Source organism: Parendozoicomonas verongulae, from assembly GCF_009711465.1.
Lineage (GTDB): Bacteria > Pseudomonadota > Gammaproteobacteria > Pseudomonadales > Endozoicomonadaceae > Sansalvadorimonas > Sansalvadorimonas verongulae.
In genome coordinates this window covers 19,893-41,670 of record NZ_SMME01000853.1, presented here as the reverse complement: position 1 = coordinate 41,670, position 21,778 = coordinate 19,893, and the positions used below count along the sequence as shown (strand labels likewise).

Sequence of the window (21,778 nt, the reverse complement as noted above, 5' to 3'; positions counted from 1 at the left end):
TGAATTCCTGTTGCTTTTTATACGTTATATAGAAACAGCTCAGATACTATTTTCCGGCAAAAAGCTCACGACCAATCAACATACGACGAATCTCTGATGTGCCCGCACCAATCTCATAAAGTTTGGCATCGCGGAGCAAACGACCGGTTGGGTACTCGTTTGTGTAACCATTGCCGCCTAACAACTGAATGGCATCAAGCGCCATCTGGGTTGCCTTTTCGGCACAGTATAAAATCACTCCAGCAGCATCTTTGCGGGTCGTTTCTCCACGATCACAAGCTTTGGCGACAGTATAAAGATAAGAGCGACAGGCATTCATTGTGCTGTACATATCGGCCACCTTACCCTGTACCAATTGGAACTCTCCGATGGGCTGACTGAACTGTTTGCGCTCATGAATGTAGGGCAACACCGCATCCAGACAAGCCAGCATAATACCGGTGGGACCAGCGGACAGAACCACTCGCTCATAGTCCAGACCACTCATAAGCACTTTCACGCCTGCATTCTCTGTTCCCAGAATATTTTTCCTTGGCACAGGCGTGTTTTCAAACACCAGCTCGCAGGTGTTTGAACCGCGCATGCCGAGCTTGTCCAGGTGGGGTGAACGAGAGAAACCAGTGAAATCCCGCTCCACAATAAAGGCAGTAATACCGTGGGCTTTCTTTTCCGGTGCGGTTTTGGCATAGATGACATACGTGTCCGCATCCGGACCGTTGGTGATCCACATCTTGCTGCCGTTAAGAACAAAGTGATCGCCTCTGTCTTCCGCCCGCAAGCCCATGCTTACGACATCAGAGCCAGCGTTGTGCTCACTCATTGCCAGTGCGCCGACCTTGTCACCACTGACCAAATCAGGAAGGTACTTTTGTTTTTGTTCTTCTGTACCATTTAAACGAATCTGATTGACGCAAAGGTTTGAATGGGCGCCGTAGCTCAGAGCCACAGAGGCTGATGCACGACTGATCTCTTCCATCACCACCGTATGAGCCAGGTAACCAAGACCAATACCTCCGTACTGCTCCGGCACAGTCATACCCAGCAGGCCCATATCACCAAATTTCTTCCAGAGATCCATGGGGAAACGGTTGTCTCTGTCGATCTCCGCCGCCCGGGGGGCAATCTCGGCTTTAGCAAACTGCCGTACCTGCTCGCGGAACATATCGATGGTTTCACCCAGGCCAAAATTCAGATCAGTCATTGCGATCACGGTTTTACCCTCTGTGTGGTTTTTATTGTTCTTGGATGTCTTTAAGTGCCTGCCTGCAGCGAGATTCCGCATCATCCAACTCATGCACCATTACTTGAATATCATGAAGCTGCTGGGCGAGGTTAGCACGATGGGATTCGATCGTTGCCAGCATGGTGTTCAGCTGACGACGGTTACCGCTATCAGGGTCATATAGGTCAAAAAGTGCCTTCGACTCATCCAAAGTAAAACCAAGACGTTTACCCCGCAGAATCAGCTTTAGACGAACCCTGTCGCCCGGCGCATAAATGCGTACTTGACCACGGCGGGCAGGGGAGAGCAGCCCCTGCTCTTCATAGAAACGAATGGTGCGTGGCGTGACATCAAACTCACGGGCCAGATCCGAGATGGAATAGGTTTTTCCAGATGCGCTGAGAGTCTCTGCACTCATAAAAAGGAACCCTGTCAAAAGCCATTATTATTTTTATAGCGTCATTGTATGCACTAATAACCTTTACGTAAACGTAAGCCTGTAAATAAAAAAATAAGCCTGAAATCTAGTCCCAGGCTTGCTGAAAAAGCTATCAATCTGTGTTTCTTGCAAAAGTGTCGTTTATAGCTGTGCCCAGACAGGAGCGTGATCTGATGGTTTATCCATTCCTCGCACATCGTAATCCACACCGGCACCCGTGCAGTTCATCAGTAAGGTCGCCGTCACCAGAATATGATCAATACGCAAACCACGTTTGGGGTCACGCTCAAAGCCTCGTGAGCGATAGTCAAACCAGCTGAAATGCTCCGCTGCCGTTGGGTAAAGATGGCGATAGGTGTCGGTCAGTCCCCAGTTCAATAGTTTTTGATACCACTCTCGTTCTTCGGGGAGGAAGCTGCATTTGCCGGTTTTCAACCAGCGCTTGGCATTGTCCGGGCCTATGCCTATATCGGTATCTTCTGGTGAAATATTGAAATCCCCCAGTACAACAATAGGCTGATCGGGCTTACAGCTGTTTTCCAGAAACGACTGCAAGTTCTCATAGAATCGTGTTTTGTTAGGAAACTTCTCAGGATGATCACGGTTTTCCCCCTGAGGAAAGTAGCCGTTGATAATTTTGATAGTGCTTCCTTTATAGGGCAGATCAACCATCACCATGCGACGCTGAGCATCTTCCGGCTCATCTTCAAACCCTTTCTGTACAGCCACAGGCTTTTCCCTGGTCAGTGTAGCGACACCATAATGGGTTTTCTGACCATGAAAAGTGGCATGATAGCCCAGTGCTTCAATCTCCTGAACAGGGAAGTCAGGATCGGAGACTTTGGTTTCCTGAATGCCGATTACATCGGGCTGATAGGTTTGAATCAATGCTTCCAGTTGATGTATTCGCATGCGAATACTGTTGGCATTGAATGAGATGATTTTCATAACAATTATATTCCTGGCACCACCTTTGTTTGGGGATTGAACAGGACAATGACGCTATAGGCAAGAAGAATCAGGAGCCCCTCAGCCGATCATTGCTTTTTTAACATAATATACATTATGCGCATTTTGAATCATTCCGAATCCTGAGCCAGATAGCCAAGATAATCCAACAATGCCTGAATCTCACCATCACTCAAATCCGGGTTACCCGGCATTTTCGAGTAACGAAATGCTGATGGCTGTTTGATAAACTCTTTCAAAAACTCCTGGGAGCGGTACGACACAATCGCTCTGGGAGCCAATAAATCCGGCCCCTTATCTCCACCGTGGCGGTTCAGCCCATGGCACACCATACAGCGATGGCGGAACAGCTCATAGCCTTTATAAACGCTGGAATCTCTGGGAGCTTGCTTGGGCACGGCATGGGCGTATTTGTCCTGATAATTCCCCAGTTCGATAGCAACTAGCCGTGCTGGCCACGGATACCCCACCTCAGCTCTTTCATGGTCACCCGCCCAAACCAGATAAAACGGCCCCATAGTCTTCGCGCCACCCCTGGGCTCCCAACCGCCTTCCCAGCTTAAATCCTCAATAGCCAGCCAGCCGCCCTTTCTGTTCAGGCCTGATGACAGTGTCGGGTTGTAACCGTCCTGTGCATAGAATGTCAGGGTGTCCTGATTCAGGGGAAATGGATACCCGAGGGCTAAGGCTTCATCCAGCCTGAAAGCCTTATAGGTTTTCTGCTTTTTATAATAAGGGTCATAAAGGGCGATTCGGTGAATTTGCAGCTTCTGCTTCATCTCTTCCAGCGAAACCACCCTGTTATAATCCGTGCCGCGAAACTCCAGCTGATCAGCCTGCAATAATCCAGATAGAAGACACACAATAGAACACCACACCCGTATTATTATTGGATACCTCATCCTGGACGCCTTTATTTGCTCGTTTAATTTCACCATAAAGCTAGATGATTTTGGCTATTTTTGTTTTATTTATAATTCAGCAGTAAATAGTCGTACGACAAAAGCAGATTTTTTTATGAAGTTGTTTGCATATAGAGTCAGCTTCTGTCTAGTATTTAAGCATGGTGAGAATTGGCGGAGCTGTGAATCGCTATTTCGCCATAGTGATTAAGAACAATAAGAACGTAAAAAGAACAGGTAATAGCCAACAGGTTCTCACCACGTCGTTTTTGGCTGACTCATACCCGTAATAAATGTCATGGGAAGACACATACAAAGAGGGTTTAAAAATGACACTCAAAGGACTAATTAAGCTCACCGGTATTATGCAGGCTCAGCCTCTGACAATCATTCAGTGGCAGATTCTGCTGGTTGTTGCTGAAAACCCCGGTGAAACCATTACTGACCTGGTGAATGACGGTAAACTGGATTGCGGCACTCCCAGCGATATCGCCGTTAGTGTGAAGCGTCTGGGCGAAGGTCGTCACGACCGTCCAGGTCTCGGCTTGCTGAAAAAAGTACAGCATGAGGACGATGGCCGCTATTTCCGCCTTAGCCTCAGCCCGAAAGGCAAGAAGCTGGTTGATAAGTTGAAGCAACAGATTAAGTCTGTGAAATAACCAGTTCCAGCCTATTGCCCTGAGCCCTTCCCCGAGGGCTCAGAGGCCTTCTCTCAAAGCTCTCTTCTGATCATCCATAGCTTTTTCACCGTTTTCTGGCAAACTATATTAAAAAGTGCCTCACACTACAGGAACCCCCATGGCCAAGGAAACAACTGTTCGTGCACGCATCAGTGAAGAGCTCAAGCAGGATGCTGAAAGTATTCTCAAACAGCTCGGATTAAATACCTCCCAGGCAATTAATCTGTATTTCAGCCAGATAGTTCTCCGTAAAGGGCTCCCCTTTGATGTCGTCATTCCTGAGGAAGAACCCTCTCAGGATCATCCTTATTAAAGGCTGGTAACTCTTGGCCAGAGCCTGATTCTCAGGCTCTTTGTTATTATTCCTGACAAAACTGTTATTTACCGGCAACTTTCCCCTCTTACTCTGTCTAATCATGCATTCACCACTTGTTCATGAATTCAGGGAGTCATCACATTATGTCAGGTCCATCATCTATTACTCGTCCAGTATCCACACCATCCTGCGGTGAGAGCTGTGCTATTTGCCTGGAAGATATGCACAATATCTCTCCGGTAGATAACACTCAAAACGCCAATGAGCGCTTCGGTTTAACCCGGGATGGTCGCCATGTTCGCTTAAGCTGTGGCCATACATTCCACAAGGATTGTGCCGTTGGATCCAGAGAAAGCAAAGGCTTCCTGAGGATGAAAACAGAGTGTCCAACCTGTCGACACGGTGTTGAGCCTCATGTGCTCCACAATATCAATCGCAAACTGGGAACGGATCTCAAGCCAATTTCAGCCGTTGAGAATATGAACAGTGTTCTTCGTGATGATCTGGAAAATGGCCACCACGATGTCAACAGTGAAGAAAACCAGATGCTATGGGAAGCCGAACTCCACCAGCGAGCGTCTCACCCCGATCAGACGCGGCCTGCAGCCCGTTCTACTGCAAGAGCCAACGATCTGGACCTGTATTCAATGCTGTTTGGCTTCCCCTCCCTCCCTCATAGAGTAGTCAGGCAGGAAAGAGCACCTGGCAGTCTGAGTAGTCTGGTGGGCCGACTGCTTTCTGAGGCATCCAGTCCACGGCGGTGCACACATGAGCACAGGTCAGAATCACGTAACCGTACAGGGAATCAAAGCCGCCGTAGACATAGGCAAGAACAACAGCCACTACGCACATACCAGCGCTTATCGCGATCAACGGAATCTTACCGGAGCCGTATTGACGATAACAGCAGCTACATTTCGCACGCTCCCAGCAGAAATACCACTGCGCCGATGTTCCACTACAACCTGGCTATGCCTGCGTTTACACCTCGTCCGCGTCTTAGCTTCGGCCTGTTTGACACATTCAATATGCTGAATGCTCTGCAGTTCAGTACTCCCTGTGCTCGCCCAACATGCGGATCTGCTTTCGGAGGATATTTTGGTTTCCCCCAACCCGTGGGAAATTTCTGGCTGGGAGATAGCTTGATGATGAGCCCTACTCGTATCAGAATCCTGATCTAGGGCTTATTGAGATTTCGTTATACCAGTGGAAGTGGAGAAGAAATAATCCCGTTGTTATCGGCATACACATAGGAGCCGGGTACAAAGGTCACGCCATGGAAGGTGACCGGGATATTCACTTCTCCAATACCTTTCTTATCGGTTTTCATGGGATGTGCCCCCAGCGCCTGCACACCTAGAGGTAGCTCCGCCAGTACATCTACATCCCGGACACAGCCGTACATAATGATGCCGGCCCAGCCATTCTTTACGGCTTTCTCTGCCAGCATATCTCCCAGACACGCCCGGCGCATAGAACCACCAGCATCCACCACCATGACCTTGCCGGTACCGTCTTCGTCCACCAGCTCTTTTACCCGTGAGTTATCTTCAAAACATTTCACAGTGACGACTTTACCGCCAAAGGACAATACTCCGCCAAAATTCCGGAATCCTGGCGCGGCTGCTACGACCTGATCCGGGTGCTCGTCACAAAGGTCTGGCGTTACATACGTCATTACAGCTCTCTCTTTTATGATTATTCGTTAAACGTAAAGAGCCTTTTATACTGGAACCTAAGCCGTTAGAAAAGCAGGGAAAGCGTGTTATGTCAGTTTCAGGAATAGATGGCCCAAGCACTGCTGGAGAATCAAAGCCCGGCCGCCATAAGCGGAAAATTGCTATTGGCAGCTACCGTCGCCGTCGAGTGGAGAGTGCCTTTCTTGGCAAGCGTCTTGGTCATAAAGCTCCCAAGCTGACACCCGGCGAGCGCAAAGCCCTGCGTAAAGCAGCTCGATTACAGAAAGCTGCGGAAGAAGCGGTTCAGAAAACGGAAAAGGCCGAAGCCATCAGTACTGCCAGAGCAGAAATGCGCAGGGATTATAGCGACCCGTTTACCGTCGTTCTGGAGCTGGCCCGTATCGCCGACAAAATGCACCCAGAGGATTACTTCGATCAAGGGGAATATATAAAGGCCGTAACGGCCATCAACACCCTGATCTCAACCCTGCTCAAGGAGATCGACAAGCAGCAAGAGCGTAAAGCCGAGCGAGAACGTGAAGAACACGATCAGGACGTACAGGACCAAAAATGTCTCGAGGAGCGCCGAAAGCAGGAAAAGAGGAAAGAAGTTGCTGCTCTTAAAGAGATTGAGCACGCCAATCAGCTCAGGGAAGAGTGGCTGAAAAGCATCCCCCCTTCCCCAAAAGCCTGACGGGGAACGTTACTTCACAAAACGCTGGTAAATGCAGGAGAAGTCTTTTTCCCCCAACCCCTGTTCACTCTGCTCCTGAAACAAAGTTCTTGCCCTTTCCCCCATGGGGGTTTGCTGATCGCTGCCTTTTGCAATATCGAGAGCCAATCCCAAGTCCTTCAACATCAGGTTCACCATAAAGCCTCCCTGATAATCGTTACTGGATGGCACATTCGGCATCACATCCGGCGCAGGGTTGTACTTCTGCAAAGACCAGTTACTCCCGGAGCTTTGCAACATAATTTCCGAGAGCACCTTGGGATCAAGGCCATTAGCCGCACCGAGAGCCAAAGCTTCCGCTGTACCTGCCATATGCACCGCAAGAAGCATGTTGTTACACATTTTCACCAACTGGCCATTACCCGCTGCACCAGCGTGGAAGGTATTCGCTCCCATAATATCCAGAACGGGTTGGGCGCGGGCAAAAGCTTCACTGTCACCACCCACCATAAACGTCAGAGTGCCTGCCACAGCTCCCGCAGTACCGCCAGAAACAGGGGCATCTATAAACTGCAGCCCCTGCCTCTGGGCTTGCACAGCCATATCCCGAGCCGTTTCCAGATCGATAGTACTGGAATCAATCACCAGGGTTTGTGGTAACAGCCTGCCAAAAAGGTTGTCCTTGCCGGTATAGAGATCCCGTACAATCTGCCCGTTTGGTAACATGGAAATCACAACATCCACGCCTTCTACAGCCAATGCCGGGCTGTCCGCAACCGTGCCGCCCACTTTCCGAAAAGCCTCAACTGATGCAGGAGAAAGGTCAAAACCTTTCACTGTATGCCCGGCTTTCACAAGGTTGGCCGCCATGGGACCACCCATGTTACCAAGGCCAAAAAATGCAATATTCATAACCTGCCCTCTCACTTTTCTTATTATTTGAGGTTAATGGTCATATTCGGGCCAGAAGCTTTGGTGCTAGCGCCTTCAAACCAGCGACTGGTCACCGTTTTGGTTTCCGTATAGAAACGCACCGCCTGTTTGCCATAGGCGTGCTGATCTCCATAGAAGGAACCTTTCCAGCCGGTAAAGGAGAAGAACGGCAGAGGGACAGGAATCGGCACATTGATACCCACCTGCCCTACTTCCACTTCATGGCGATAGCGGCGTGCAACTGCCCCACTGTCGGTAAAAATAGAGGTGCCATTGCCATAAGGACTGTTATTGACCAGCTCTAATGCTTCATCCAGGTTATCAATCTCCATACAGCACAAAACCGGACCGAAAACCTCTTCCTTATAAATTGTCATGTCAGGCGTTACACCGGAAAACAGCGTAGGCCCAACCCAGTTACCATTGGGCAAACCATCAACCGTACAGACAGAACCATCAAGCAGGCACTCAGCACCCTCTTCCTTGGCCTGTTGAATCAAAGACAAGACCCGTTCACGGGCCTGAGGGCTGATCAGCGGGCCAAAAGCCGCATCAGTGTCATTCCAGGCACCCGGGCGTACAGCAGCCAGTGCTTCTTTGATGTCAGGCAGCCATTCACGGGCTTCACCCACAAGTATCACCACACTGATTGCCATACACCGTTGCCCTGCTGCGCCGACAGAGGCACCGACAATATTATTGACAACCTGTTCTTTACTGGCATCAGGCATCACCACCATATGGTTCTTGGCACCGGCAAAGCACTGGGCACGTTTCAGGTTATTTGTCGCTGTGCGGTATACGTGTTGTCCGACGTTCACAGACCCTACAAACGACACGGCTTTTATATCATCATGGTTAAGCAGTGTATCCACCTGCTCCTTGCCACCATGAACCACCTGAAGCAAACCTTCAGGGGCACCGGCCTCCCGGAACAGCTCGGCAAGGCGTATAGGGGTATGAGGGTCCTGCTCAGAAGGTTTCAGGATAAAGGTGTTACCACAGGCAACCGCCATGGGAAACATCCATAAGGGAATCATGGCCGGAAAGTTAAAGGGAGTGATACCGGCACATACCCCCAGAGGCTGGATATAACTCACCGTATCAATATTGGGCGCCACATTTTCAACAGACTCTCCCATTAACTGGGAGGCAATATTGGCAGCCTGCTCCACCACCTCAATGCCGCGCCATACATCGCCCCTGGCATCGTCAAACACCTTGCCGGTTTCCTGGCTGAGAATTTCTGCCAGCTCATCGTGGTGCTCTTTCAACAGTGCCTGATAGCGCAGCATCAAACGGGAACGTTCCGGGACCGGCACATTTTTCCAGGTTTGAAATGCCGTCCTGGCATCGGCAATGGCTTTTTCCATTTCCTGAGAGGTCGTGAACGGTGCCTCCGACAGCACCTCACCGGTTGCAGGGTTGGTAACAGGAATCGCCTGGCTGGCGTCAGACTCAACCAGCTTATTATTGATGAACAACGGAACACGCTTTGTCATGGTGTAGCCTCCAAGTCTTTATTCTTATTAGATGGTGGTTTTGTGGTACAGGTTACTCTGAAGGCACTCGAACCCACCCTTCCATCAGAATTCGGGCACTCCGACTCATAACGGCTTTTTTCGCACACCACTCACCGTTAACGCACTCTGCCTCAGCTCCCACGCGAAGAGTACCAGAGGGGTGACCGAAACGAACTGTCGTTCGCTCCTCTCCCCCCGCAGCCAGATTCACCAGCGTACCGGGAATTGCTGCTGCCGTACCAATGGCTACAGCAGCGGTTCCCATCATCGCATGGTGCAGTTTGCCCATAGAGAGCGCACGTACCAGAATATCAATATCCTCAGCATTCACCTCTTTGCCACTGGACGATGTGTACGATGTTGGCTTGGCGACAAATGCAATCTTGGGTGTGTGCTGGCGCTGCTCCGCTTCCCCAATGGTCTTAATCAGCCCCATCCTGAGCGCGGCATGGGCGCGAATAAGCTCAAAGCGCGCCAGTGCCTCTTCATCGTTGTTGATGGCATCCTGCAGCTCAGTACCTACATAGCCAATATCTTCCGCATTAACAAAGACCGTGGGAATCCCGGCATTGATAAGGGTGGCTTTGAAGGTCCCCATACCCGGAACCTCCAGATCATCCAACAGATGCCCTGTAGGAAACATAGAACCTTCACCGTCAGAAGGGTTCAAAAATTCCACCTGCACTTCTGCTGCCGGGAACGTCACGCCATCCAACTCAAAGTCACCGATTTCCTGAGCCTCACCATTGCTCATGGGAATACAGGCGACGATGGTCTTTTCGATATTCGCTTGCCAGATACGCACAGTAGCCAGCCCGTTCTCAGGAATGAGACTGCGGTCCACTAAACCATGACTGATAGCAAAAGCACCCACAGCAGCAGTCAGGTTGCCGCAGTTACCACTCCAGTCCACAAAGGGTTTATCGATAGAAACTTGCCCAAATAGATAATCCACATCGTGATCAGCCTTAGCGCTCTTCGAAAGAATGACCGTTTTACTGGTACTGGAAGTTGCCCCGCCCATACCGTCTATCTGTTTACCATAAGGGTCGGGGCTGCCGATAACGCGCAATAACAGTGCATCACGCGCTGGCCCTGCAACACGGGCAGCTTCAGGTAAATCGTCCAGCTTGAAGAAAACCCCCTTGCTGGTGCCGCCACGCATATAAGTGGCGGGAATTTTCAGTTGTGGTTTGTAACCCATACCCTTCCCCTTTATGCGCCCTGGCTGTAAGAAGCGGTAGCCAAAAAGTCTTTGGCAAAGCGTTGCAAGACGCCACCGGCCTCATAAACAGAGACTTCTTCCGCTGTATCCAGACGGCAGGTCACCGGCACCTCAACAGTTTCACCACTGTGCCTGTGCACCATGAGGGTTAAAGTCGCTCCCGGCGTGCGCTCACCTACCACGTCATAGGCTTCCGTGCCATCCAGCCCTAAAGTCTTGCGCGTGGTTCCAGAATGGAACTGCAGCGGAAGTACACCCATACCAACAAGGTTGGTGCGATGAATACGTTCAAAGCCTTCCGCAACAATCGCCTCGACACCAGCCAGCCGAACACCTTTGGCAGCCCAGTCCCGTGAAGAACCTTGCCCGTAGTCCGCTCCGGCCACAATAATCAGGGGCTGCCTGCGCGCCATGTAGGTTTCAATCGCTTCCCACATACGGCTTTCCTGACCTTCCGGCTCAATACGAGCCAGTGACCCCTGTTTAATCTCACCTTTGTCGTCCAGACACATTTCATTCAGCAGTTTCGGGTTAGCAAAAGTGGCTCGTTGCGCTGTCAGATGGTCCCCTCTATGGGTGGCGTAGGAGTTAAAGTCTTCTTCCGGCAGCCCCATCTTCGCCAGATACTCCCCTGCGGCACTGGAGGCAAGAATGGCATTAGAAGGAGACAGGTGATCCGTCGTGATATTATCACCGAGTATCGCAAGGGGGCGCATCCCTTTCAGGGTACGCTCCCCAGCCAGAACACCTTCCCAGTAGGGAGGGCGGCGGATGTAGGTACTCATCGGGCGCCAGTCGTACAATGGGCTTTCCGCCTCTGTCGTTTTGCCCATCTCAAACATGGGAATGTAAACCTGTTTGAACTGCTCCGGTTTGACATATTTTCCCACAATGCCATCAATCTCTTCATCGCTGGGCCAGATATCTTTCAGAGTGATGGGGTTGCCGCTCTGATCATAACCCAACGTATCTTTTTCGATATCAAAACGCACAGTTCCGGCAATGGCATATGCCACCACCAGAGGAGGTGAAGCCAGAAACGCCTGCTTGGCGTAGGGGTGAATGCGTCCATCAAAGTTACGATTTCCAGACAACACCGCAGTGGCATACAGATCCCGTTCAATCACCTCTTGCTGAATCACAGGATCAAGGGCACCACTCATGCCGTTACAGGTTGTACAGGCGTAAGCAACAATACCAAAGCCCAGCTTTTCCAGCTCAGGGAGCAAACCCGCTTCTTCAAGATAAAGCCGGGCCACCTTGGAACCTGGGGCAAAAGACGACTTTACCCATGGTTTACGAGTCAATCCTAAGTCGTTGGCTTTCCTGGCAATAAGCCCGGCTGCGACAACGTTACGGGGGTTGGAAGTGTTGGTGCAACTTGTGATAGCGGCAATGATCACTGCACCATCAGGCATCTTACCTTCAGCCTCTTCAGCCTGCGCTTTCTCCAGATCAACGGCAATGCCACGAGCATTCAGATCGGATGTTGGCAGACGACGGTGGGGGTTCGATGGTCCGGCCAGATTTCGAACCACCGTAGACAGATTAAACGTCAGTACACGTTCATATTCTGCTTCTTTTAAACTGTCAGCCCATAAACCTGTGGTCTTGGCATAATGCTCAACCAGTTCCACCTGTTCAGGTTCACGGCCTGTCAGTTTCAGGTAGTCAATAGTCTGCTCGTCGATATAGAACATACCGGCAGAGGCACCGTATTCCGGTGTCATATTGGAAATGGTGGCACGATCGCCGATGGTCAGGGTTGCCGCTCCGTCCCCAAAGAATTCCAGGTAAGACGACACCACCCGCTCTTTGCGCAGAAATTCAGTGATAGCCAGAACTATATCTGTAGCCGTAATACCCGGCTGTCGCTGCCCCACCAGTTTGACACCGACAATATCCGGCAACCGCATCATAGATGGACGCCCCAGCATTACGGTTTCCGCTTCCAGACCGCCTACGCCAATGGCAATCACACCCAAGGCATCCACGTGGGGAGTATGGCTGTCGGTTCCCACACAAGTATCCGGGAAGGCTACACTATCCCGTACCTGAATCACTGGCGACATTTTTTCCAGATTGATCTGGTGCATAATGCCGTTGCCCGCAGGGATCACATCCACATTTTTGAAAGCGGTTTTCGTCCACTCAATAAAATGGAAGCGGTCTTCATTACGTCGCTCCTCAATCGCGCGGTTTTTCTCAAAGGCTTTTGGGTCAAAACCCGGTGCCTCAACGGCCAGAGAGTGATCCACAATCAACTGGGTGGGTACAACCGGGTTCACTTGAGAGGGATCACCGCCCTGCCCGGCTATTGCATCCCGTAAGCCAGCCAGATCAACCAGTGCTGTTTGCCCGAGAATGTCGTGGCATACGACCCGCGCCGGATACCACGGAAAATCAAGATCACGCTTACGTTCAATAATCTGTCTAAGAGACGCAGTTAAAGCCTCTGGAGCACAGCGGCGCACCAGCTGTTCCGCCAAAACCCGAGAGGTGTAAGGCAGCTTGTCATACGCACCGGGGTGAATGTCTTCAACAGCTTCACGGGCATCATAATACTCAAGTTGAGATCTGAGCTGAGAACCGGTCAGCGTCTTTCTATATAAGGTATTCATAACAACACGACCCAATTAACGGTTCTCGATATCCACCCATTCAGCATTTTCAGGCCCGGTATAATCTGCAGACGGGCGAATGATTCGATTGTTAGAGCGCTGCTCCATCACATGGGCCGTCCATCCGGCCACACGGGAGCAAACGAAAATCGGAGTAAACAGTTTGGTAGGAATATCCATAAAGTTGTAGGCCGAAGCGTGGAAAAAGTCGGCATTACAGAACAGTTTCTTCTCCCGCCACATCACTGATTCAACCCGTTCGGATATCGCGTACAGGCGCGTGTCGCCTACCTCTTCGGAAAGCGTCTTCGACCACTCTTTGATAATGGCGTTACGAGGGTCAGACTCCCGGTAAATAGCATGGCCAAAGCCCATAATCTTGTCTTTACGGGCCAGCATACCGAGGATGGCCTCTTCCGCTTCATCGGCAGACGACCATTGTTCAATCATATCCATTGCCGCTTCATTGGCACCACCGTGGAGCGGGCCACGCAGGGAGCCGATTGCACCTGTGACACAGCTATGAATATCGGAAAGTGTGGAGCCACACACACGGGCGGTAAAGGTGGAAGCGTTAAACTCATGCTCGGCATATAGAATCAGTGAGGCATGCATCACCTTCACATGGAGAGGCTCCGGTTTCTTATTGTGGAGAGTCCAGAGGAACTGCTCTGCAATAGAGTCAGCGTCCGTTTCCGTCTCTATGGGAATACCGTTATGGCTGAAGTTGTACCAGTAGTTAATCATACCCGGGAAAATTGCCAGCAGCCGGTCAATATGGTCCAGCTGCTCGTCAAAACCCTGTTCGGTTTCCAGGTTACCCAGCATGGAACAGCCGGTGCGCATGACATCCATAGGGTGTGCAGATGCAGGAATCTGTTCCAGAACCGTTTTCAGTGCTGACGGCAGTGCACGCATGTTTTTCAGGCGAGCTTTATAAACACTCAGTTCAGCCTGATCAGGCAGTTTGCCGTAGAGCAGCAGATAGGCCACTTCTTCAAACTGAGCTTTATCCGCCAATACATTGATATCGTAACCGCGGTAGGTCAGCCCGGCACCGGTTTTACCTACGGTACACAGAGCAGTCTCACCTGCAGATTGTCCGCGCAGTCCTGCTCCGCTCAGCTTTTTAGCTTCAGCCATTGATTCGTCTCCCCACCCACCTGTCAGAATGTTGTTTGCTATTTGTTTTTGTGTATATTTTTGTCTTGAGCAAATAACCGATCGAGCGTTTGCTCGTAATCGTGATAACCCAGAAAATCGTACAGTTCCATACGGCTTTGCATAGCGTCCAGAACCTGTTCCTGGGAACCGTCACGGAGCAGTGTCTCATACACGTTCAACGCCGCCTTGTTCATAGCGCGAAAGGCACTGAGAGGATAGAGCACCAAATCAATACCGACGCTGTCCAGCTGTTCACAGTTAAATAATGGCGTAGCTCCAAACTCGGTAATATTAGCCAGAGTTGGTACCTTAACCGCCTCAACAAAACGCTGATACTCTTCCAGCGTGTGCATGGCTTCCGGGAAAATCATATCAGCACCGGCTTCCACACACAGGCAGGCACGTTCGATAGCCGCTTCCACCCCTTCTACCTGCAAGGCATCAGTGCGGGCCATAATCACAAAGTCATCGTTGGTGCGAGCATCAACGGCAGCTTTAACCCGATCCACCATCTCTTCTTTAGAGACAATGGCTTTATTCGGGCGATGGCCACAACGCTTCTGGGCGACCTGATCCTCAATATGAACGGCGGCAGCACCGGCTTTTTCCATATCCATGATGGTTTTGGCGATATTGAAAGCGCCACCCCACCCGGTATCAATATCAACCAGCAGAGGCAGACTGGATGCGGACGTGATACGACGCACGTCTTCCAGTACGTCGTTCAGAGAGGTCATACCTAAATCCGGTAAGCCATAGGACGCATTCGCAACACCGCCACCAGAGAGATAAATCGCCTGATGGCCTACTTTCTCTGCCATCATCGCGGTGTAGGCATTGATGGTACCCACGACCTGCAGAGGGTTATTCGCTTCAACGGCATCACGAAACCGATGCCCGGGGGACAATGTACTTATAGGTTTACTCACAAGACGGCTCCACTCTCACTGTATTCTTTGTTGTTATTCGCTGGTGTGTGCATGCGCTCAAGGCGTAACCGAGCTGTGCGTATATGCCTGCGCATCAGTAATTCAGCCATTTCACTGTCCCTATCGGCGAGAGCATCCACAATCTGGCGGTGTTCGCGGAACGCTTTTTCCGGGCGTCTGGGGCTGGTACTGGTCTGGTAGCGATACATACGCACCAGGTGGTAAAGCTCGCCGCAGAGATTGTCAATCAAGCGCTGGTTGCCAGAGGCCATAACAATCCGATAATGAAAGTCCAGGTCCCCCTCTGCCTGGAAATAGGCGACACCTTCTCGAAAATCCACCTGCTGGCTATGTTCATCCAGCAAAGTGTACATATCCGCTACCTGATCTTCGGTCATATTCTTTGCAGCAAGGCGGCAGGCTAACCCCTCAAGTACCTCACGCACCTGATAGATATGGATCAGCTCTTCATGATTCAGGGAAACAACACGGGTACCGCTATGGGGGGTACGAACAACCAGCCGGCGCCCTTCCAGACGATGAATAGCCTCACGCAGTGGCCCACGGCTGACACCGTACTGGCTGGCCAGGCTGGTTTCACTCAAACGGGTGTTGGCAGGAATGTCCCCACGCACTATCGCCTGTTGCAATTGCTTAAACAGCTGATCGGATAATGTGCGTGAAGAACCAGCAACCATAACGCCCAGAGAATTGTCGACAATTTGTTGTTATTTTCAGGATGGCTGTGAGCTTATTGCGGCAAACACGTATCGTCAAGAAAAGGTTGTCGACAATCTGCCGTGATTCCGCTCTCTGCTCTTTTCCTGTTCTATAGCTACAAGTACAATGCCTGCAGAAGTTATTACAAGGCGTTCTATTCTGTGCCTCATTTGCCCTATCGCCCCGACCCGGCTGACTGGCTCGAGCCTCTGCGACCACTTGGTTATGCGTTATTGCTCGACAGTTCTGACAACACCAAAAGCAAACCCCAGCCCGCGCCTACATCCAGCGCGAGCCGCTTCGACATTATCACAGCAGCTCCCGAGCTGGTGACTGTCGTCGATGGTGAGACTATTGTCGTCTATGACCACAATAACAAAACATCTTCACACAGTACTCACACGATTTTTGAAACCCTTAATCAACAACTGCAAACCCTTGAAGACCAGAACTTCAGCCACTTGCCCTTTGCCGGTGGTCTCGCAGGCTTTTGGGGTTATGAACTCAATCACCTGCTGGAACCTGGCCGTATTCCTCCAAGGAAGCAAAACCAGCCAGACATGGTTGTGGGCCTGTATCTCTGGGCGGTGATAACCGATCACCATAAGAAAACTACGGAACTGTTCTTTCATCCATCCATGGAAGAAGAGAAAAAACAGCAGATTTTAACTCTGTTATCCGAATACAAGGGTGGACGAGAGAACGAGCAGCCTGCATTCAGTCTGGACAGTGCCTTTCAGCCAGCTATCACGCGGGAACGTTATCACGATTCCTTCAATCGTATTCAGGAATGGATTGGCTCTGGCGACTGCTATCAGGTTAACCTCACCCAGAAGTTCTCCGCTTCTTATTCCGGCGACCCATGGCAGGCTTATAAGAAGCTGCGGACAATTACGCCTACACCATTTTCCGCCTATCTGGATTTCCCACAGTTAAAAATTCTGAGTCACTCACCTGAGCGCCTGTTGCTCTCAGAAAACCGCCAAATTGAAACCAAGCCCATCAAAGGTACACGACCAAGGGGGGAAACCCCTGTCCAAGACAAAGCGTTCGCCAATGAACTGCTTACCAGCACCAAAGATCGTGCTGAAAATCTGATGATTGTGGATTTATTGCGCAATGATCTTGGCCGCAACTGCACACCCGGCAGTATTCGTGTACCCACTCTGTTTGGCCTGGAAAGCTATGCCAACGTGCACCATATGGTCAGCACTATCACCGGCGAGCTTGCAGACAACCGCAGCAACATTGATTTGCTGAGGGATGCTTTCCCTGGAGGTTCCGTAACAGGCGCCCCCAAAATTCGGGCGATGGAAATTATCCGCGAGCTGGAACCTGACGCCCGCTCTGTATACTGCGGTGCTATCGGCTATATCAGTTGCAATGGAAGAATGGACACAAATATCCCCATCCGCACACTCGTCGCCGATGGCAAGGAGATCAGCTGCTGGGGTGGCGGTGCGATTGTTGCGGACTCTGAATGCGAGAGCGAGTATGAAGAGTCTGTCACCAAAGTTCGCAACCTTATTCGTGGGTTAGAAGAGTTTTTTTCTGAAAGTGAGTAAGAAATAATCCATGTGTTGGGTTGTACCTCGACAACCCAACACATGAATGGTAGACAGTGGGTTAAGGATTCAAATCCCGTTCACTGGCCTTGCAAAACTCCATCTTCAACGCCTCATAAGTATCCACTGCCGGAAACTGGGGAAACTCAGCAATCACATTATCTGGTGCCTTAAATAAAATCCCAGCTTCGGCCTCGGAAAGCATAGACGTATCATTGTAAGAATCCCCTGCTGCAAGCACCCGATAGTTCAAGCTATGGAATGCCTGCACTGAGCAACGTTTAGGGTCCGGCTGACGAATTTTATAATCCTCAACATGACCACTCTCAGCAACCGTCAGTTTATGGCAGAGCAGCGTTGGGAAACCCAGCTGACGCATGAATGGCTGGGCAAATTCATAAAAGGTATCGGAAAGAATCACCACCTGAAAATGCTCACGGAGCCAGTCAATAAAGGAACGCGCTCCGGGCATGGGAGCCATTTCTGCAATCACGGCCTGAATCTCACGAATCCCAAGACCATGCTTTTCCAGAATAGAGAGCCGCATTTTCATCAGCTCGTCATAATCAGGGATATCTCGCGTAGTGGCTTTCAGCTCTTCAATGCCGGTTTGTTCGGCGAAGCGAATCCAGATTTCTGGTATCAGAACCCCTTCCAGATCAAGACATGCAATCTCCATAGCCACTCCCCAGCTTAACGTACTTTTTATTATGTCCGATATTACAGGTATTTATACGACTGAACTCTAACGTCCCCCCAAGCCTGATTCAAGGTTATATTTTTATGCTTCTTTATTATTATCCTGCACTGTCGAGCCATTGGTACACTTTGCCAATAGAGCAGATCAACAATAACGAATACAGGTATCACCATGTTATCGCCCGCAAAAATCACCATGGTCAAAAAAATCATGATGGACGGCAGCCCTTGTCAGAAATGCGTGCAGGTGATGGAAAAACTGGAAAGCTCCGGCCATATCAACAGCATCAGCCGTATCGTAGAAGCCCGGGAAGATGATCCAGGCAGTGAAGGCATGCAACTCTCCAGCTTACTGGGAGTCGACAAAGCGCCGTTTTTTGTGGTGGAGCGGGAAGGACAAACGCCTGAAGTGTTTACTATTTACTTCAAGCTGGTTAAAGAAGTTTTAGAAGCCTGAGTATGCAACCCTGGAGAGTCGACGAGCGCCGCAGGACAAGAAAATCCATCGGCGCGGGACACGACAGGTTATTTTATCAGCAATAATCGCTAAAAGGGTTTTCTGTAGGCAATTGCACCTCACGCCCCTGCAAAACAACCTTCTCACGGGAAACAGAAACCTCTTCCGGGGTAATCACCCCTTCCCCAAAGTTATAGATCGGAGAATCTTCACCAGTCTGTTTCAGGCTCTCAGCTTCTGCCTGCCTGGCAGATACCCGCTCATTGCGTGCGGCCCATAATGCCATGGCTTCTTTGCCATAACGACGTTCCAGCATGTCCTGAGTTTTATGGGGTGCAATCACCGTCGCCGTGGCATTGTTACCGCCAAAGCCTTTGGCATTCAGCAGCGCCATATCCATACCGTTGACACCGGTTTCCAAGTGATCCGTCAGCAGGTTCAGGTTCTGATTATGAATATCATCTGCCAGCACGCCGCCGATGGTCTGGATACCCGGAATAACACCGTGACGCCAGGCACCGAGGGTGGACATCATCTGATCTGCTGCAGCCGTTGCCAGAGAGTGGCCCACGTAACTCTTCACCGCACTCACTGTCCAGTTTTCAATGCTAAAGGCTGCAGCCACATCATCGAGAATGGCCGATTCCGTCACACGATTCTGGGCGGTACCTGTACCGTGAGCCTGAACAAAGGAACGACGCTGGAGAGATTCATCACCCAGAATATTGCGGCCAAGGGCTGCAGCACGGGCAACAGTCAGGTAGTTACCGGCACCGGGACCGGAGATAGATTTCTTGGGGCCATCAGCATTCACAAACACACCAGCAACAGAACCCAGAATCTCAGCCCCCACTTCAAGCGCCAGTTCATCATCCATCAGCACAAAGAACTGGGCAGACTCCGCCAGGGTAAATCCGCAGTTTTCACCAAATGGACGGCAAGCCTTGCGGTAATCGGGCTCTGCAGATTCCGCCAGCCCTTCCAGAGCACGCAAGGCCTTGTCTGAAGCCAAGGCTCCCATTGTCGCGTAACCTTCAATCACTTCGGGTGTGATAGGTGCTTCACTGTTGCCCACCAGAGCCACGCGAGTGCGACCACTCTGGATATCATCCACAGCATGGCGCAGGTTATAAAGGAACGTGGCGCAGGCCCCCATGCTGGTACCGGTGGAACCCAGACTGCCGAGAATATAGGCATTCACAAAATCAGCAGGCATTTCCGCAAAGCCCAGAGGCAACTGTTTAGACGTTACACGTTTGCCCTTCAGTCGTGCCTGTAGCAAACCGCCATTGCCGTTCTGATCAAGCTGACTCATGCTGCTGCCCGCGTACACAGACACCTGCTCAGGTGAGACCAGTTTATCCAGCACATCCCAGTCAACGCCCATGGAGCTGACAGCATCAGATGCACCGTAAACCGTCATTGCCAACCCTCGGGGATGGTTACGGGACGCATAAAGCTTCTCGGGGCGAAAACCGGTGGGCAACTGACCCGCTGCATGAACAGGCAGAGCAAACGTTTCCGGGATCAGCATGGGCTGTCCTTCCGGGATAGTGACCTTAACCAGTGCCTTGTCTTGCGTATCGGTCACCTGCCAGGAGGCGGGAACAGGGATTGGCAGCTGTTTGCGAGACAGCAGCATTTCGCTGGCACCCTTGGTGTTCAAAGCCTTATGGCGCAGCACAGCATCAGCATCAAACAGGGTGCCATCCAGCTTGCGTACCAGCGTGGCATTCAGCAGACCATCGCGGTCATCTGCCTTAATTCCTGTGAGGCGAGACAAGCTGTTCAGGGTGGCCATGGCATCAGCCGTGTCCATTTTATCCATAACCAGCCGGCGATAGGCGTGAAAGCCGGACGTACGGCCAGCCGGGCCGATGCCACCCTGAGCAACGATCAGGGGTAAACGTGTAGAGAGTCGGGACATGCGCAACCTCGACCTGAATAAATTTCAAAATGATGACAGAAGTTTATTCCCCATTATTTCCAAGTGATTGAACTTTTCGGCCATCTAATGATACTAATTAGCCATATGTAACCTTGTTTTATTTAGGAGCGTGACTTGTCTGTCTACCTGCTGGCCCTCAATGGCATGATTGCCACCAGCCTTACACTGCCTCTGGAGATGCTGAACGCTGCTCGCCATATGCACCGGGCAAGTCGCCAGAGAAGTGCGATTCCCAGGCTGATTATCGTAGGCGAGAAAACGGCTCCGGTCATCACAACCGGTGGACTGACTCTGATTCCCGATCAGGCTTATGATGATTTACCCCAGGCGGATATTATTTTCGTTCCCTCTTTCTGGCGAAACCCCAAACCTCTAGCTGATCAATGGCCACATATCTGCGAGTGGTTAAAGCAGCAGCATGAAGGAGGGGCACGTCTATGTGCCACGGGTACGGGAGTGTTTCTATTGGCTCAGACCGGGCTTTTGGATGGCAAGCCAGCCACCACCCACTGGTTCTATCTCAACCTGTTGCATAAGATGTTTCCGGATCTGTTATTAAAACAGAACCACCTGATCACCCAGTCGGGCAGGTTGTTTTGTGCAGGAAGCGTGAATTCGATTGCAGACCTGACTATACACCTGATCGAATCTCTGTTCGGACAAAGTATCTCCGCCCGGGTGGAGCAACAGTTTTCACCGGAAATCCGCCGCCGCTACAGCGACCTGTTTTATTCCTTTGAGTCCAGTGCCCCGCACCCGGATGAGACCATTGTACTGGTGCAGCAGTGGCTTCATGAGCATCAGCAGGACGTGATTTCTATGGAGAATGTAGCCAGGTTGTTCACCATGAGCCAACGCACTCTGAATCGCCGTTTTCTGGACGCAACAGGCATGACACCGACTCAATGGCTCATTCGCCTGCGTATAGAAACAGCCCGTGATCTACTGAACAGCACCAATCTGGACATTGGTGATATTGCCCTGCGGTGTGGTTTCAGTGATGCCGGTTACTTTAATCGTGTGTTCCGGAAACATATGGAAATAACGCCGGGGCAATATCGAGCCAGTGTGCGGGGCAAGCTGTTCAAGCCTTGACTATACTGCCCCGCTTCGT

21 protein-coding genes are annotated in these 21,778 nt (G+C 50.9%); 7 read left to right on the top strand and 14 right to left on the bottom strand.

Going from position 1 to position 21,778, the window contains the following annotated elements; genetic code table 11:
• Positions 1–46: 46 nt before the first annotated feature.
• From E1189_RS15615 to E1189_RS25940, 4 genes are all read right to left on the bottom strand, one after another.
• Positions 47–1,201, bottom strand: a complete 1,155-nt coding sequence (locus E1189_RS15615; protein WP_155161261.1) for an isovaleryl-CoA dehydrogenase — start codon at positions 1,199–1,201, stop codon at positions 47–49.
• A gap of 31 nt (positions 1,202–1,232) precedes the next feature.
• Entirely contained in the window at positions 1,233–1,640 is a 408-nt protein-coding gene (locus tag E1189_RS15610) for a MerR family transcriptional regulator (RefSeq protein ID WP_155161260.1), read from the bottom strand.
• Between the two features lie 162 nt (positions 1,641–1,802).
• Positions 1,803–2,609: an exodeoxyribonuclease III gene (gene xthA / locus E1189_RS15605; protein WP_155161259.1), complete on the bottom strand. Its 807-nt coding sequence runs from the start codon at positions 2,607–2,609 to the stop codon at positions 1,803–1,805.
• A gap of 131 nt (positions 2,610–2,740) precedes the next feature.
• Positions 2,741–3,493, bottom strand: a complete 753-nt coding sequence (locus tag E1189_RS25940) for a c-type cytochrome (RefSeq protein ID WP_196221468.1) — start codon at positions 3,491–3,493, stop codon at positions 2,741–2,743.
• A gap of 368 nt (positions 3,494–3,861) precedes the next feature.
• On the opposite strand from E1189_RS25940, the gene E1189_RS15595 reads away from it, so the two are divergent.
• The 3 genes from E1189_RS15595 to E1189_RS15585 all read left to right on the top strand — a co-directional run bounded on the left by E1189_RS15595 (position 3,862) and on the right by E1189_RS15585 (position 5,709).
• On the top strand, positions 3,862–4,191 hold the full coding sequence (locus tag E1189_RS15595; protein ID WP_155161257.1) for a MarR family winged helix-turn-helix transcriptional regulator: 330 nt from the start codon (positions 3,862–3,864) through the stop codon (positions 4,189–4,191).
• 139 nt (positions 4,192–4,330) lie between these two features.
• Positions 4,331–4,525: a type II toxin-antitoxin system RelB/DinJ family antitoxin gene (locus E1189_RS15590; RefSeq protein ID WP_155161256.1), complete on the top strand. Its 195-nt coding sequence runs from the start codon at positions 4,331–4,333 to the stop codon at positions 4,523–4,525.
• 146 nt (positions 4,526–4,671) lie between these two features.
• A complete protein-coding gene (locus tag E1189_RS15585; protein WP_196221467.1) occupies positions 4,672–5,709 on the top strand; it encodes an RING finger protein in 1,038 nt (345 codons plus the stop codon).
• Positions 5,710–5,726: 17 nt separating this feature from the next.
• Here the strand turns inward: E1189_RS15585 and rraA are convergent, their stop codons facing one another.
• Positions 5,727–6,206, bottom strand: a complete 480-nt coding sequence (rraA, locus tag E1189_RS15580) for a ribonuclease E activity regulator RraA (protein ID WP_155161254.1) — start codon at positions 6,204–6,206, stop codon at positions 5,727–5,729.
• 89 nt (positions 6,207–6,295) lie between these two features.
• On the opposite strand from rraA, the gene E1189_RS15575 reads away from it, so the two are divergent.
• A complete protein-coding gene (locus E1189_RS15575; RefSeq protein ID WP_155161253.1) occupies positions 6,296–6,901 on the top strand; it encodes a hypothetical protein in 606 nt (201 codons plus the stop codon).
• A gap of 9 nt (positions 6,902–6,910) precedes the next feature.
• Here E1189_RS15575 and mmsB read toward each other — a convergent pair whose 3' ends face one another.
• Genes mmsB through E1189_RS15540 form a run of 7 tightly spaced genes read right to left on the bottom strand, consistent with a single transcriptional unit; the run spans position 6,911 to position 15,973 of the window.
• On the bottom strand, positions 6,911–7,792 hold the full coding sequence (mmsB, locus tag E1189_RS15570) for a 3-hydroxyisobutyrate dehydrogenase (RefSeq protein ID WP_155161252.1): 882 nt from the start codon (positions 7,790–7,792) through the stop codon (positions 6,911–6,913).
• Positions 7,793–7,815: 23 nt separating this feature from the next.
• A complete protein-coding gene (locus E1189_RS15565; RefSeq protein WP_155161251.1) occupies positions 7,816–9,315 on the bottom strand; it encodes a CoA-acylating methylmalonate-semialdehyde dehydrogenase in 1,500 nt (499 codons plus the stop codon).
• Positions 9,316–9,367: 52 nt separating this feature from the next.
• Entirely contained in the window at positions 9,368–10,540 is a 1,173-nt protein-coding gene (gene prpF, locus E1189_RS15560; RefSeq protein WP_155161250.1) for a 2-methylaconitate cis-trans isomerase PrpF, read from the bottom strand.
• Between the two features lie 11 nt (positions 10,541–10,551).
• On the bottom strand, positions 10,552–13,182 hold the full coding sequence (gene acnD, locus E1189_RS15555; RefSeq protein ID WP_155161249.1) for a Fe/S-dependent 2-methylisocitrate dehydratase AcnD: 2,631 nt from the start codon (positions 13,180–13,182) through the stop codon (positions 10,552–10,554).
• 15 nt (positions 13,183–13,197) lie between these two features.
• Positions 13,198–14,325 carry a bifunctional 2-methylcitrate synthase/citrate synthase gene (gene prpC / locus E1189_RS15550; protein ID WP_155161248.1) on the bottom strand — a complete coding sequence of 376 codons (1,128 nt, stop codon included), beginning with the start codon at positions 14,323–14,325 and terminating at the stop codon, positions 13,198–13,200.
• A 38-nt stretch (positions 14,326–14,363) separates the two neighbouring features.
• Positions 14,364–15,275: a methylisocitrate lyase gene (prpB, locus tag E1189_RS15545; protein ID WP_408014754.1), complete on the bottom strand. Its 912-nt coding sequence runs from the start codon at positions 15,273–15,275 to the stop codon at positions 14,364–14,366.
• Entirely contained in the window at positions 15,272–15,973 is a 702-nt protein-coding gene (locus E1189_RS15540) for a GntR family transcriptional regulator (protein WP_155161247.1), read from the bottom strand. Before E1189_RS15540 ends, prpB begins: the two co-directional genes overlap by 4 nt.
• A 102-nt stretch (positions 15,974–16,075) precedes the next feature.
• Here E1189_RS15540 and pabB point away from each other — a divergent pair, with 102 nt between their 5' ends.
• Entirely contained in the window at positions 16,076–17,560 is a 1,485-nt protein-coding gene (pabB, locus tag E1189_RS15535; RefSeq protein ID WP_329602065.1) for an aminodeoxychorismate synthase component I, read from the top strand.
• Between the two features lie 61 nt (positions 17,561–17,621).
• On the opposite strand, the gene thrH is transcribed toward pabB, so the two are convergent.
• Positions 17,622–18,239 (bottom strand): bifunctional phosphoserine phosphatase/homoserine phosphotransferase ThrH, encoded by a 618-nt coding sequence (gene thrH / locus E1189_RS15530; RefSeq protein ID WP_155161246.1) that lies wholly within the window; start codon positions 18,237–18,239, stop codon positions 17,622–17,624.
• A gap of 192 nt (positions 18,240–18,431) precedes the next feature.
• On the opposite strand from thrH, the gene E1189_RS15525 reads away from it, so the two are divergent.
• Complete coding sequence (locus E1189_RS15525) at positions 18,432–18,716, top strand: hypothetical protein (RefSeq protein WP_155161245.1); 285 nt, start codon at positions 18,432–18,434, stop codon at positions 18,714–18,716.
• A 76-nt stretch (positions 18,717–18,792) separates the two neighbouring features.
• On the opposite strand, the gene E1189_RS15520 is transcribed toward E1189_RS15525, so the two are convergent.
• Positions 18,793–20,643, bottom strand: a complete 1,851-nt coding sequence (locus tag E1189_RS15520) for a beta-ketoacyl synthase (protein WP_155161244.1) — start codon at positions 20,641–20,643, stop codon at positions 18,793–18,795.
• Positions 20,644–20,778: 135 nt separating this feature from the next.
• Between E1189_RS15520 and E1189_RS15515 the strand changes: the two genes are divergently transcribed.
• Positions 20,779–21,759 carry a GlxA family transcriptional regulator gene (locus E1189_RS15515; RefSeq protein ID WP_155161243.1) on the top strand — a complete coding sequence of 327 codons (981 nt, stop codon included), beginning with the start codon at positions 20,779–20,781 and terminating at the stop codon, positions 21,757–21,759.
• Positions 21,760–21,778 lie beyond the last annotated feature (19 nt).

Excerpts from the sequence above, each read along its gene's own strand:
- E1189_RS15615 (WP_155161261.1), bottom strand. The coding sequence starts at position 1,201 with ATGACTGATCTGAATTTTGGCCTGGGTGAAACCATCGATATGTTCCGC.
- E1189_RS15610 (WP_155161260.1), bottom strand. The coding sequence starts at position 1,640 with ATGAGTGCAGAGACTCTCAGCGCATCTGGAAAAACCTATTCCATCTCG.
- xthA (WP_155161259.1), bottom strand. The coding sequence starts at position 2,609 with ATGAAAATCATCTCATTCAATGCCAACAGTATTCGCATGCGAATACAT.
- E1189_RS15595 (WP_155161257.1), top strand. The coding sequence starts at position 3,862 with ATGACACTCAAAGGACTAATTAAGCTCACCGGTATTATGCAGGCTCAG.
- E1189_RS15590 (WP_155161256.1), top strand. The coding sequence starts at position 4,331 with ATGGCCAAGGAAACAACTGTTCGTGCACGCATCAGTGAAGAGCTCAAG.
- E1189_RS15585 (WP_196221467.1), top strand. The coding sequence starts at position 4,672 with ATGTCAGGTCCATCATCTATTACTCGTCCAGTATCCACACCATCCTGC.
- rraA (WP_155161254.1), bottom strand. The coding sequence starts at position 6,206 with ATGACGTATGTAACGCCAGACCTTTGTGACGAGCACCCGGATCAGGTC.
- E1189_RS15575 (WP_155161253.1), top strand. The coding sequence starts at position 6,296 with ATGTCAGTTTCAGGAATAGATGGCCCAAGCACTGCTGGAGAATCAAAG.
- mmsB (WP_155161252.1), bottom strand. The coding sequence starts at position 7,792 with ATGAATATTGCATTTTTTGGCCTTGGTAACATGGGTGGTCCCATGGCG.
- E1189_RS15565 (WP_155161251.1), bottom strand. The coding sequence starts at position 9,315 with ATGACAAAGCGTGTTCCGTTGTTCATCAATAATAAGCTGGTTGAGTCT.
- prpF (WP_155161250.1), bottom strand. The coding sequence starts at position 10,540 with ATGGGTTACAAACCACAACTGAAAATTCCCGCCACTTATATGCGTGGC.
- acnD (WP_155161249.1), bottom strand. The coding sequence starts at position 13,182 with ATGAATACCTTATATAGAAAGACGCTGACCGGTTCTCAGCTCAGATCT.
- prpC (WP_155161248.1), bottom strand. The coding sequence starts at position 14,325 with ATGGCTGAAGCTAAAAAGCTGAGCGGAGCAGGACTGCGCGGACAATCT.
- E1189_RS15540 (WP_155161247.1), bottom strand. The coding sequence starts at position 15,973 with ATGGTTGCTGGTTCTTCACGCACATTATCCGATCAGCTGTTTAAGCAA.
- thrH (WP_155161246.1), bottom strand. The coding sequence starts at position 18,239 with ATGGAGATTGCATGTCTTGATCTGGAAGGGGTTCTGATACCAGAAATC.
- E1189_RS15525 (WP_155161245.1), top strand. The coding sequence starts at position 18,432 with ATGTTATCGCCCGCAAAAATCACCATGGTCAAAAAAATCATGATGGAC.
- E1189_RS15520 (WP_155161244.1), bottom strand. The coding sequence starts at position 20,643 with ATGTCCCGACTCTCTACACGTTTACCCCTGATCGTTGCTCAGGGTGGC.